Annotated in this window: 10 protein-coding genes; 4 read left to right on the forward strand and 6 right to left on the reverse strand. The window is 36.2% G+C overall.

Annotated features, from left to right (window positions below):
* Positions 1-570 precede the first annotated feature (570 nt).
* Positions 571-1,956, forward strand: a complete 1,386-nt coding sequence (locus tag ACUVXA_RS08005; RefSeq protein ID WP_445870725.1) for an acetate--CoA ligase family protein — start codon at positions 571-573, stop codon at positions 1,954-1,956.
* Positions 1,957-2,036: 80 nt separating this feature from the next.
* Here ACUVXA_RS08005 and hisC read toward each other — a convergent pair whose 3' ends face one another.
* The 5 genes from hisC to ACUVXA_RS08030 all read right to left on the reverse strand — a co-directional run bounded on the left by hisC (position 2,037) and on the right by ACUVXA_RS08030 (position 7,495).
* Entirely contained in the window at positions 2,037-3,137 is a 1,101-nt protein-coding gene (gene hisC, locus ACUVXA_RS08010) for a histidinol-phosphate transaminase (protein ID WP_445870726.1), read from the reverse strand.
* Positions 3,138-3,222: 85 nt separating this feature from the next.
* A complete protein-coding gene (locus ACUVXA_RS08015) occupies positions 3,223-3,978 on the reverse strand; it encodes a class I SAM-dependent methyltransferase (RefSeq protein ID WP_445870727.1) in 756 nt (251 codons plus the stop codon).
* Positions 3,979-4,252: 274 nt separating this feature from the next.
* Complete coding sequence (locus ACUVXA_RS08020; RefSeq protein ID WP_445870728.1) at positions 4,253-4,957, reverse strand: class I SAM-dependent methyltransferase; 705 nt, start codon at positions 4,955-4,957, stop codon at positions 4,253-4,255.
* Positions 4,944-6,188 (reverse strand): glycosyltransferase family 4 protein, encoded by a 1,245-nt coding sequence (locus ACUVXA_RS08025; protein ID WP_445870729.1) that lies wholly within the window; start codon positions 6,186-6,188, stop codon positions 4,944-4,946. The genes ACUVXA_RS08020 and ACUVXA_RS08025 overlap by 14 nt, the downstream gene beginning before the upstream one ends.
* A 5-nt stretch (positions 6,189-6,193) precedes the next feature.
* The gene (locus ACUVXA_RS08030; protein WP_445870730.1) at positions 6,194-7,495 is read right to left on the reverse strand and encodes a glycosyltransferase family 4 protein; all 1,302 of its coding nucleotides are present in this window, start codon (positions 7,493-7,495) and stop codon (positions 6,194-6,196) included.
* 450 nt (positions 7,496-7,945) lie between these two features.
* Here ACUVXA_RS08030 and ACUVXA_RS08035 point away from each other — a divergent pair, with 450 nt between their 5' ends.
* Both ACUVXA_RS08035 and ACUVXA_RS08040 read left to right on the forward strand, forming a co-directional pair.
* Positions 7,946-8,782: an NAD-dependent protein deacylase gene (locus ACUVXA_RS08035; protein WP_445870731.1), complete on the forward strand. Its 837-nt coding sequence runs from the start codon at positions 7,946-7,948 to the stop codon at positions 8,780-8,782.
* A 191-nt stretch (positions 8,783-8,973) separates the two neighbouring features.
* Positions 8,974-9,693, forward strand: coding sequence for a hypothetical protein (locus ACUVXA_RS08040; RefSeq protein WP_445870732.1), 720 nt, complete (start codon positions 8,974-8,976; stop codon positions 9,691-9,693).
* 104 nt (positions 9,694-9,797) lie between these two features.
* On the opposite strand, the gene ACUVXA_RS08045 is transcribed toward ACUVXA_RS08040, so the two are convergent.
* Positions 9,798-11,090, reverse strand: a complete 1,293-nt coding sequence (locus ACUVXA_RS08045) for a phytoene desaturase family protein (protein WP_445870733.1) — start codon at positions 11,088-11,090, stop codon at positions 9,798-9,800.
* Between the two features lie 388 nt (positions 11,091-11,478).
* On the opposite strand from ACUVXA_RS08045, the gene ACUVXA_RS08050 reads away from it, so the two are divergent.
* The gene (locus tag ACUVXA_RS08050) at positions 11,479-12,723 is read left to right on the forward strand and encodes a hypothetical protein (RefSeq protein WP_445870734.1); all 1,245 of its coding nucleotides are present in this window, start codon (positions 11,479-11,481) and stop codon (positions 12,721-12,723) included.
* Positions 12,724-12,791 lie beyond the last annotated feature (68 nt).

Below are 12,791 nucleotides of genomic sequence, written 5' to 3' on the forward strand. Positions count from 1 at the left end.
AAAATAACTAATTCTTGCTTTTAAAACTTTCATTTCTCCATTATAAAAAGTAACAATCAAATGATTAGAACTACTCTCAAATTTATCATAAACCACCCTAAATCCATCAACTTCTTGAGGAAAAAAATCAATTTCTACTAAATTAGCTTGACTGATATTTTCTGTTGGTGTCACTGAATTTTCAACCGGTGAATAAATAAAATAAATATTTTACCCTATTTCTATATCAAAAAATATTCTAGTTTAAAAACTCAAACTTAATAAACTCGCTTTTAAAAAAATCAAATAATTTATCTCAGTTTGGTGGATTTAAAGAATATTTGGCATAAAAAATTGGGCATTCATACTGTTTTAGTTTTTTAAATCAAATCATTGAGAAAGATAAAAAAAGGAAGAATACCTTTTTTCGTGAATGTAAGTTGCTAACTCGCAGTATTAACAAATGCCCTTAAAAAATAATAAAGTAATTTATTTAAAGAAATAGAAGCCCTGTTACTGTGTTTCAACCGTATCCTAAAAATGGAAATTGATACGTACCGCATTAAGCGATTAAAAGCGGAAGCTGGTATAATGAAAAATAAAATCTTAGAAGAATATCGAAAGCTCTTTTACGCCGATTCCGTGGCAGTTATTGGTGCAACCTCTGATTTTACGAAACTCGGCTACTACGCTATGATTTCTATGTTAAACTACAAGGGTAAAGTATTTTTAGTTAACCCTCATTTTACGGAACTAGAAGGAAGAAAGGTGTATCCTTCAATACTGGACGTTCCTGAGAATGTTGATTTAGCGGTTATAGTTGTTCCCGCTAAACTAGTACCGGGTATTTTGAGAGAATGTGCCCAGAAAGGCGTAAAAGGTGCTTCAATAATTACTGCTCTTTTCAAGGAAATTGGTTCTGAAGGTGAAAAACTACAGAAAGAAATGGCGTCAATCGCAAACAAGGCGGGGATCAAAATAATAGGTCCTAACACGCTTGGTTTTGCAAATATTCACAAAGGCTTAAATGCTTCCTTCAATCCGTTATTTGCCTGCTTGAAGAAGGGTAAAATAGCTGTTTTCTGCCAGAGTGGTGGAATTTCATCAATATTAGGTAATATGGCTTTAGATGACAATATCGGCATAAGCAAAATAGCAAGTCTAGGTAACCGAGTTAATGTTGATTTTCCAGAAATTTTAGAGTACCTATTATACGATGATGAGACTGATGTAATAGCTATACACATAGAAGGACTTAACGATGCTAGAAGATTTATGGAAGTCGCAAAAAAAGTGGTAAAGAAAAAACCTATAGTTGCTTATAAAGTGGGAAAAACAGACGTAAATAAGGCCGCTTTTTCGCACACAGGCTCATTAGCTGGAGATTATAAGCTGTATGACTCCATGTTTAAACAAGCAGGTATCATCTCTGTTGATAATCCAATTGAGCTTTTAGACGCAGCTAAAGCGCTAGCCCTTCAACCGGCTCCTACCGGTAACAGGATCGCTGTACTCAGCCAACAGGCCGGAGCTGGTTTAGTTTTATCCGATTCATGTGCCATGAATGGACTAATTTTGCCTTCATTTACAGATGAAACCAATAAAAGAATTGAGGAGCTTCTACCTCCTTATACCATAAGAACTAATCCCGTTGACCTGGCATTTGCACCCCTCCCTTGGGGAAGGGTAGAGGCAGCGAGAATCTGTCTTGAAGATGAAAATATCGATGCTTTGATATACTTTCAATTATGGTTCCCAATGATGGGATTTCCATCAGAGGAACTTATTGACTTTAGTAAAAAATACAGAAAGCCGATTGTAGTGGTGCTAAACGGGCCGAAGAATTCATATGAGGAAGACATAGCTAAACTTGAAAAGGGGGGAGTACCAGTTTATCCAACTCCAGAAAGAGGAGCAAAAGCTCTTGCACGATTAGTTCAATATGGTCAAATATTAAGAAGGTTCTCTAAGGAATAATATGTTATTATTCTATTTGTGGAATAAAAAAGAAATTGTTTGACTCATTTTAAGTGAAATATTTCCTGAAAATCTGTAGGTTAATACTCTCTCATTATTTTTCGCAGAGCTTCTACGCATCTGCGGTTTTCATCCATGCTGCGTACTGTTATTCGTGTATATTCTCCTATAAGCCCTGCTTTACCGGTATATTTTCTTGTCAGAACCAGTTTATCTGCGAGCTTCCATTCTATGTCTGTTCCCGTAACACCTGGTTTTGTAATTTTCACTAGAACGAAGTTTGCTTGTGAGGGAAATGCTTCTAGTCCGTCTATGGCTGAGATTTCTTTGTGAAGGTATTCTCTGCCCCTTGCTATATCATTTTTTACTCTTTTTAGGTATTCTTTATCGCTTAACGCGGCTATGGCTGCTTGTACAGCGATGTAGTTTACATTGAATGGAATTTTTATTTTTGTTAGATAGTTTATTATTTCTGGTGTTGCGATGGTGTATCCAATTCTTAAAGCTGCCAGACCGAAGGCTTTTGAAAGTGTTCTGGTGACTATAATATTTTCATATTTTTTAGCAAGATGAGTTAGTGGTTTGTCTGCGAATTCACCATAAGCCTCATCTAAGACAACAAGAACATTTTGTTCTAAAAGTTTCTTTAAATCTTCTTCAGCTATTGTGTTACCTACTGGATTGTTAGGACTGTCTATGATAATGATTTTAGTTCGTGGCGTTATAGATTTGATTATTCCTTTAATATCCCAATAGTATTCTGGTAGGATTTTAGGAACGATAACGTTTTTGCCACCTGCAACCTCAATTCTTATTGGGTAAAGAGGATAAGTAGGATCTGAGAGAATAACCTCATCACCTGGATTAATGAATCCTCTAAAAATCATATCTAGGATCTCTGTGCTCCCATTCCCTACTAGAATTCTCTCTGCCTCAAATCCTATATAATTCGCAATTGCTTCTCTAAGTTCTACAAAATCTGAATCGTAATACCATCCTGCTTTGTGAATCGCTTCTTCTACTGCCTCTAGGACTCGGGGAGAAGGTTCAAAAGGGCTTTCGTTAGACATCATTCTTATCCAGTCTTGGCGCTGCTGATAAAGAAGTCTTAAAACTCCTCCTGGACTATAAACTTGGGCTTCATCAATGTAAGGCTTAAAAAATTTTTTAATATAACCCAATTTCAACACCCTGCTCCGAAGTAAACTGATTATTCAATTGGCAATGACTGATATTTAAAAATGCCGTAATTTTCGTGATTTGATCTCATATTTTCTGAAATATTGCTGTTATATTCATTGCTGTGTATGCTGCGGGTTTGCTGTTTTCATATCTCCTCCATTGCATCTCTATTAATTGTCTCAATTTTTTTGGGAAGATTTTCTTTTTTCTAATTTCAGTTTTGTGAAGGGTTCGAATTAATAGAGGCCAGACATCCCATCCTGTTAGCTTAACAAGTTTGAGGGCATATTTACTACTAATTTTTTTCATGTCTCGAACGGAATAACTTCTCTCCCAAACCATGGGCCAATTTTCAAGATGGATTAAAGCAGTTTTGTATATATTATAAAGTGAATATGTTTGGGGGGTGTCAATCACCAAGTATCCTTGGTTTTTAAGCACGCGGATTTGTTCCTCAATTAGTTTACTAGGATTTTGGTAATGTTCAATTAAACCTTGAGAAAATACAAGATTGAAGAATTTATCTTTAAATGGTAAATTTTCTCCATCTGCTTGAATGCAGATTAATGGTAGATTATCAGAATAGAACTTTTTTTTGATCATTCTTGTTGTTGCATAATCTAGGGCGTAGGATTGGGCTCCATATTTTGCTAAGAGCCAACTGTCTCTGCCTGTTCCGGCCCCAATCTCTAAAATTTTGAATCCCTTTATATTGTAATTGAGTTGACCGAGTATCTGTTGAACAATGTGACTATGTGGTATGTAACTTTTGTGTACTGCTTTAAACCAAATCTTCCAGAAGTTTTTATCGTCTATTTTTTTGTCTGTAGACGGGCCCATCTTGTTTTCATCGTCCTCTCACAAGATATTTTTTCTTGAAATATTATTTACTCTCAAATTTGGTTTCTCCAATATTTAAATGTAAAATTTCTGAACGAAATCTTTCAGGATTGAATTTTTGGTTTATAAGACCTTAGGCGTAATTAATACTTCCGGATTTTTTTTCCGTTTTCAAGCGTCTTTTATCACAGTTTTTGCGTTTTTCGGTAGTATTTCTGAAGGATTTTAAACTTTTTCGCACCATTTCTGAATGAAAAATAATTACGCCTAAGGTCTATACTTCCTTTCGTGTATAGATTACTATACTTTTTGGGAAGAGGTTATTCCAGAAATTTTCGATTTTTTTAAGTAATTTGAGCCGTGCAGAGAAAATTAGTATTTGTTCCCAAAAAGCGGGAATTAAGGCGTTTTGATTTTCTAGACTGCATAAGCATTTTAACATCCAGAAAATAGAATGGAAAGCATGTTCCCTACATATGTATAATATTTTCAGACCCCCATATCTCAGTTTTTGTAATAACTCTCTCTTCTTATATATTCTGACATGACCTCCTGGTGTTCTAAAATATTCGTATGAGAGATTGCCGAATAGATGTTCTGTATAGGGCGTGGGAACACTAATTGCCATTTCTTCGTGGTTCTTCAGAACTCTTACTAATTCCTTTATCCCCTTTACATCCTTGTACAAGTGCTCTAAAACTTCGGTGCAAATTATTTTTGTAAAAGATTCGTCTTTGAAAGGAAGCTGAAGAACATCTCCCACAATCAGAACCGCATTTCCCTTTAATTCTCCCTTTTCTGCCATTAGATCAAGGACATATTTCAGTCTTTTCAGTTCACTAAGTGACCTATCAACTGCCACGAATTTGGAATCATGCCACTTACTTGCTTCCATGGTGTGCCGACCCGCACCACATCCTGCGTCTAGAACTATGTCTTTATCCAAGATTTGTAAAAGGTTTAATTTAACGGTGAGCATTTATGATCTCCCTATAAATTTCTATAACTTGTTCCGCAGCGTTTTTCCAGGTGAAGAGCTTCTCCACCCTTTCTCTACCTCTTTTCCCCATACTTTCTCTGAGTTCTTTGTCCTTTAGGATTTTTACTACAGCCTTCGCCATGGCTCTCCAATCGCCGGGCTCAGCCAACACTCCGGTCTTTCCATCTTCCATTACTTGTGGAAGTGCTCCCACTTTAAACGCTACTACTGGAGTTCCGCAGGCCATTGCTTCAACGGCTGGGAAGCAGAATCCTTCAAACAGCGAAGGAATTATTATTAGATCTGTTGTTGCATACCGTTTCGATAATTCTTCAAAGGTGAGAAAACCCGTAAATATTATATCATCCTCTAAACCGTATCTTTCGACAAGCGGCGGCGCAATCCCCTCCTCTTTCCACTTATCTACTATAGTTAATTTAACTTTCATTCCTAAATCTTCTTTAAGATATTTCAGGGTTTTGAGGAGGAGCGGAAGGCCCTTAACACGATTTTCGCAGTTGCCCACAAAAGTTATATCATAATAATCACTATCAAGATTTTTACTCAATTTTTCACTCACGTGGAATAACTCTGTATCCACACCATTGTGTACAACACTTATCCTATTTCTGGGCACCTTGAAGTGTTTAACTATTTCATTAGCCGAAAATTCTGAAACTGTTATTATTCTGTTAATTCTTTTTGCCACTATTTTCTGCATAAATTGTGGGTAGAATAGTATCTGTTTTACCTTCGTCTTTGCATCTTCTGACAGGTACATTGCAATTTGTCTATCAATTGGTAGGGGGTGATGTATTGTAGCGATTAATGGGACATGTAGTGCTTTCATTAAAAGAAGTCCATATCCTAGACACTGGTTGTCGTGGATAATGTCGAAATGGTAATCCTTTATTAAATCTTTTACTTTGAGGAATGCTCGAATGCTAAAACTCATTATTTCAGGAAAGTTTCCAAATCTGGCAGCCATATACTCATAAAATGTTAAGGGGGATAAATTTTCTGAAGTTATTCTATCCGGAGAGATTTCGTTAAATCTAGGAGTTTTAATTTTGTGTACTGTAGCCCATTCCATTTTGAAGGGATAGGGTGGACCTACTATTACATGGACCTCGTTTCCCAGTTCTGCTAATGCCTTTGAGATATTGTAGAGATAAACGCCTTGTCCGCCGCAGTACATGTTTCCTCTGTAGCTTAAGAGACATATCCTCATTATATCTACCTCCCGTTAATAGCCTCTTGATACACGCTCAAGTACTTCTCCGCAGCTTTTCTTACATTAAATTTCTCTTGGACGACTTGTCTTGCTCTCTCGCCCATTCTCTTGTTAAGTTCCTTATTCGAAAGCAATTCAAGAGTTTTCGCTGCCAATTCCGCATAATTCCCTTGTTCAACCAGGAACCCGTTGAAACCGTCTTCAATCTGTACACCTACTCCTCCAACATTGTAGGCGACAACGGGTTTTTCAGAAGCCATGGCTTCAGTGAGTGACAAACCAAAACCTTCCATCCTAGAAGGAAGAACTACCACATTTGCCATTTTGTAAATTTTAGGAATATCTTGGTGACCAACGTTTCCAAGAAAAATTGTATCGCTTTCAAGATCTAATTCTTTCACCAATTTTAGAATCCTTAATCTTCTTTCCTCTCTAATCCCTAGGATATCATCGCTTAAAGAACCGTTCCCCACACAGACAAGTTTCGTATTTTGATATTCTTTTTTAATTATAGAAAAAGCTCTTAAAAGGTCTTCATGGCTTTTTACCGGATCTATCCTAGCAACACATAGTACTATCTCTGAATCTAAAGGAAGCCCCTTCTCCTTTTTAAAGTTGTAACCTTCCTTTTCATCTAAATCAAATCTACTGGGCTCAACAAATGGATGGATACAAACCAATTTCTTCTCAGGCACACCTAAAAATTTTGCATGGTTAAGATACTCATAGGTTGAAAAAACTACTTTGTTACACTTTTTCAATCGAGCTGCAGCCTGTCTTCCTAACTCCTCACCCATTTTATTAGTGAACGGCACATGCCATGTATAAACCACTGGAATTGAAAAATCTAGATAATCTGGTGTTAGATGAAGCTGCCAATCATGAGGATTAACTACATCAATTTTTTCATCCGAACAAATCTGCATAATCTTTAAGGCTACAGCTTTATTAAACTTAACAAAATCCTCATAGCCTTCTCTATCCCATTTTCCTTCTAACCTTAATCCATGTATTTGTTCATACAATTTTTCCTTAAACGAAGAGTAGCGGTTCCAATCCTCCTCCGCGTCACCTACACCCACTCTATAAACTTTAACACCCTCTACAATTTCTTTTGAAGCTATCTCAGGTTTTCCTAAATGTACCTCATAAACCTCACAATTTCTCCTCAAAAACTCTTGAGAAAGGTAATATAAATAATATGAAACTCCCCCCACATAAGGATAAAATGAGTGACTTGCAAGACAAATTTTGTATCCATTACCATTTATAGAATTTTTAGTCAACATAAATACTTTCCTCATTCTAATCTTGCAAATCACATTTCTTCCCAATTAAAATAGATTAAGCCTCTATCTAGACTTTTCAAGAAATTAAAATTTCGTTAATTCATAATGATTCAAATATCTTTTTCAATACTCCTTTTCTTACTTCCAAGGCAAAATATAGGGCTTCCTAATGGCCATTACAGTACTGACCTACCTAGGTTCCCTCATTATAATTTTAAAGGGAGTCTCCGCAAAGAGCTTGAGTTCCTTTCATACGCTCAAGTTTATGAATTGACAAATGATTTGATGAATAATTTAAATTTTTCGTGAGGGCTTTCTCTAATAAAATCCTTCAATTTTGTTTTTATTTTGTAAACTTGAATTTTTCCCTCAGTCCTCGCTAGGCCTCTTTTGGACACATTTTTAAGAAATAATATTTTATTATACTCTAACAAATCATAATTTTCATTCACGGAGCGGAGAGAATTGTATAGTGAGGAAGAAATCAAAAAAGCTGCCAAGGATATTGTTAATTCTAAAATAATTATAGCTTTGACCGGTGCTGGCATATCCACTGAGAGCGGAATTCCAGATTTCAGAGGAAAGAACGGTTTATGGACAAAGTATGACCCCGCAGATTTTACCTATTCAAGATTCCTACAGAATCCGGCAAAGTACTGGAAAATGTCTCTCGAATTAGCTGATTTACTTCTGGCAGTAGAACCAATGCCAAACCCCGCACACCTAGCACTTGCAAGGTTAGAGGAGGTGGGTAAGCTAAAATGCATTGTAACTCAGAATGTGGATGGTTTACATCAGGCTGCAGGAAACACGGATGTAATAGAGTTTCACGGAAATCTTCGCAGGGTTGTGTGTATCGCTTGTGGAGAAAAATTCCCTCACGATTTAGCATTAGAAAAAGCGAGTAATGGGCAAATCCCACCACTTTGCGACCATTGTAAAGGAGTATTAAAACCAGACGCAGTCTTATTCGAAGAACCCATTCCTAGACATGCTCTGGAAAGGTCACTAGAAGAAGCCAGAAACTGTGATCTCATGTTAGTCGTTGGTACCTCTGCAGTAGTATATCCTGCTGCGGAGTTGCCCCGGATTGCCAAGGAGCGTGGTGGATACCGTGCAAGTCTCTTCGGATTTTATAGCCAACCGAGAGTATTAGATTATTCGCAGGGCGCTAAAGTTATTGAAATAAACGCTGAACCAACACCACTAACGGGTATTGTTTCTGATTATCTAATTGAAGGAAAAGCAGGAGAGATTCTTCCTAAGATAGTGAAGGAAGTGGAAACGCAATTATGTTTATAAAATAATTATTTTTATAACTAAAGATTATAATTTCCCTTTAGACCCAAAATTTATTGAAAAGTCGCTGCCCTCACCTAAAAACTTCCATACTCTAATAAATAATGAGCATTTGGGAGATATGAACTCTGTCAATTATAACTCTGATACTAGCCTCAAGATTTAGATCGTCAAGCATGCGAGCTAGTTTTTTATTGGATAATCTAGATTTTGATGCCCTTTTTTTGAGCTTACCAGAAGAGCTTGGAGAAAGCTTGAATCTCCACAGCATAGGACAAATAGATAAAGAAGAATTTTGGAACGACTATATAACTCTAACAGGTTTAGCAACACCATTTGCTAACTCTTTAAGATACAAACTTGAACCTATTATTGATAAACTACCTTTAATAAAACTCAGCCATGATTTTGAAATTAGCTGTTTTGAAGATCTTCACCATCATACTAGATTAAGAGGCTTTATGGAACGGTTGCTTTTACAAGAATTTAAATCACGGGCAACAGGAAAGATAGATACAAATGAGTGGCGGGTTATATTTCGTGAAGAATTGGAAGCTATAAAACAATATGAAGAAAAGATAATTGGAAATATTTTAGAAAAAGGTTTGAATTATAAAAATTCTGTAATTATCTATGCTGGCTTTGTAAAAAATCTCAAACGAGGACTTGGTTCTAATTATAATGTTAAAGTCATTTGTTTAGAAAATTACTGGAAATCTCCTTTAGAAGTTTTAAAAACATTATTTACATTTAGAGGTGTGGATAATATTTCTGATAACATAGTTAGGCTTTGCGTACATCAGCATTTAAAGTACCTTGATTATATACTTCTTCATGAAAACGTTGACACTTCCCATGATGTCTGGGTTAAAGATTTCAAACCGTTTAAAAAATTTCAAAAAATTGAAACTTGATCAAAAATTCTCGCAACTAACTATGATTATAAACTAATAGCTGGTTGCTAATCCCTCCAATAATCTAAATGAAAAAAGTTGGGAAATTTTATGTTTGAAATAATTTAACTGCTTTTTGAAATCATGTCAGCGCATCTTCTAGCAGAATTAAAGGCAATGTCTCCTCCCGCCCCCTCTCCGTTGCATGTGTCTCCGACCAGATACAAGCCTTTTACCGTGGTTTTCACGTCTGCTCTTTTATCTCTAGATTGAGTAATCGTTAAGGCTGCTCCATCCACAATGTCAAGTATCATTGGTCTCATCCATTTTACATTTCCTTTAGCCTCAGGAAACATTGTGTAAATGGTATCCTCTATTTTTCTTAACTCCTTTTTTGCAGTCTCCAAATTCTTTATCACACTCGGGGGTTGCACCGAAAAAACTGTTAACAACTGTTCGCCTGCCGGAGCCACACTCGGATCAATATTTGAGGTAAATGTAGCGGTCATCCAAGGATCAGCGCACATAAAGGAGTGGAAATCCGAAACCTTTTTGGAAAACCCATAATCAATGGATATTCCCATACTGGGCAAAGTGCTTTTAGATTTCTTTACAAATTCCTTTGAAAAATTTTTTTCATCCACCAAGTCAAACAGTTTCTGAACTGGAAATGCAGCTATAACTTTATTTGCTTCTATTGCTTCCTCCTTTGTGATTACTCTTTTAACCTCATTGTTCTTCACAATAATTTTTTCCGCTTTAGTTCCTACCCTCACTTCCCCACTTGCCTCTATGGTTTCTGTTAATCTGTCTAGAATTGTTTTCCAGCCTCCTACAGCGTATCCCACTCCCTTCCCTGTTTTAACAAATATCTGAACCAAATCAAAGAGTTCCCCTGTGCTTGTTACTTTCATGTCTGCAGCAACTAGAAGTAGTTTGGTTAAAAGGTCCTGTAAAAACCATTTAAGATTCTTACTCTTTACATTCTTTTCTGCCCATTCACTAACGGGAGTATTCCAGTATTCTTCTGGTTTAAGTGTTAACATCTGGGTAAGTGCGGGTCCTAACTCCTCCCGATCCTCTTGGGAGAATATAGGAGTTGTAGAAAGCTTATTGACACTTAGTGGCAAATCCGTCCATTCTTCTTTATAGTACAGTTTTTGTATCTCAGGCTCAACAATCTCTAATTTTTCACCGATCCGGTCAAAAACTTTAGCAGCCGCTCCCTCATCTGCCAGCCTTAATGCGTGAATTCCAAAGTCAACAATGTATCCTTTCTTATACTCGAATGAATTGCCTCGCCCACCAACTCTCAATTTTTCTTCTAAAACCAGTGTTTTAAACCCGTCTTTTGCAAGAATAGCTCCCGCAGACAAACCCGCAGAGCCACCACCTACAATAGCAACATCCCATACCATTTATATCCCTCTAAGCTAATCTGATTAGGGATTTGTTTACTTAAATCCTCCTTAAATTCTTATATCCTCATCGTTTGTTAATTTTTTAGATTAACTTTTTGACTTATATTATATAATTGATTAACAATAAATCTATTAATATTTTAAGATAATATTGCGTTTCATTTATTTTACTGTTTATCGCTCCATTATTATAGTGAAAAGTTATTGAGATGGTAAAGCTAAAAAATAAAAACACTTGTTAAGCAAATACTATTAACCAATTAGAATCTAAAACATAAATGATATAAAAATGAAATAACTTCATTAAAGAGGTAGATTTGCATTATCAAATTAAGTTCACTCGTATTAATAATTATTTAACATTGGGGCAACGGAGGATCTTCTAATGGAAGAGGTGCAATTAGAGAATCTATCGGATTGGTTGGAGAATAAGCTCGGGAAAAAGTTAGAATCATTGAAACGTGATGGGCAAAAGTCGTGTGAAAAAATCGCACAGCTGGTAAATGACCTCAAAGATGCTTTCCAAAGTCTAGGAGGCAAGGAGGAGAAGGGAGCAAGCGAACTCGCCCAAAAATCCGCCACTCGTTTCGTAGAAAAATCCGCCTCTTCAGTTCAAAATTTTGTGATTCCAGACAAGATAACATACAATAATTTGGAAATTTTAAAAAATTATTTAGAAAAAATCCTAATTTCAATTGGGGAATATGGACAAAGATGGGTGCCCAAAATGGCCCCCTACTACAAGTCCGAAATCGCTGAAATAGATCTCTACTTAAAAAGATTAGGAAAAGAATTTCAAGACCTGCAAAAAATATTGGCAAAAAAATATTCTGACTTTAAAGATTATGAATCCATCTCGGGCACAGTTGAAGAAATAAGAAAAGAGCAAGAAACTATAAATGATCTTATTAAACAAAAAAAGGAATTGTCAAAAAATCTTAACAAATTTGAGGAAGCCAAACAAGAAAAACACATCGAATTAGAGAACCTCAAGGAAAAAACTCTGGTAAGAGGCATCACCGACGTGGAAAAAGAATTAAAATCAGTCGAAGAAGCCATACTAAGAGAACTACGATTCTTTGAGAAGCCCTTCCGCAAACTAGACAAACTAATAAGTGATGACGCGGTTCGAATTAGCAGTGAGCATTTAACCACATTAAGAAACTATCTGGACAACCCCCTAGCCTCATTCCTTTCAGAGGATAATAACTGTTCCCGAATCAAGTCGCTTTTAACTCGGCTCAACGATATTTTAGAAGAAGAAATGCTAGGACTCAAAGGCAGCAGACGAAAAAAAGCAAGAGAACAAATTAGTAAAATCTGCAACAAAGACACCATGATCCCCCTAAAAAAGAAATACCTAGAATTAGCCTCCGAAAGAGATTCACTCACAATGCGTATAAAGGAGAAGGGTCTAACCCAAAAACAGAAACAGCTCGAAACCGCCGTAGAAGAACTAGACCAAAAAAAAGAAGACACACACACAACAATCTCAAGAATCGAAGCCGACCACCAAAAAAGCATAAACCGCATAGACGGTTACATTCAAAAACTAGAAAGCAAAATAGAAAAACTAACCGGAACCCGCATAAAAATAATAATAACCAAAGCAAAAATTTCAACACCATAAAAAATATAAAATTAATAAAAACCTACCGACCTTTGTTTTCCTTGACAAGGATGGTAAAGAGTTTTTGA

The sequence above is a fragment of the Candidatus Jordarchaeum sp. genome (assembly GCF_052745115.1).

Bases quoted from the DNA above. Each gene is read 5' to 3' on its own strand.
- ACUVXA_RS08030 (WP_445870730.1), bottom strand. From the start codon at position 7,495: ATGAGGAAAGTATTTATGTTGACTAAAAATTCTATAAATGGTAATGGA.
- ACUVXA_RS08050 (WP_445870734.1), top strand. From the start codon at position 11,479: ATGGAAGAGGTGCAATTAGAGAATCTATCGGATTGGTTGGAGAATAAG.
- ACUVXA_RS08045 (WP_445870733.1), bottom strand. From the start codon at position 11,090: ATGGTATGGGATGTTGCTATTGTAGGTGGTGGCTCTGCGGGTTTGTCT.
- ACUVXA_RS08020 (WP_445870728.1), bottom strand. From the start codon at position 4,957: ATGCTCACCGTTAAATTAAACCTTTTACAAATCTTGGATAAAGACATA.
- ACUVXA_RS08015 (WP_445870727.1), bottom strand. From the start codon at position 3,978: ATGGGCCCGTCTACAGACAAAAAAATAGACGATAAAAACTTCTGGAAG.
- ACUVXA_RS08005 (WP_445870725.1), top strand. From the start codon at position 571: ATGAAAAATAAAATCTTAGAAGAATATCGAAAGCTCTTTTACGCCGAT.
- ACUVXA_RS08025 (WP_445870729.1), bottom strand. From the start codon at position 6,188: ATGAGGATATGTCTCTTAAGCTACAGAGGAAACATGTACTGCGGCGGA.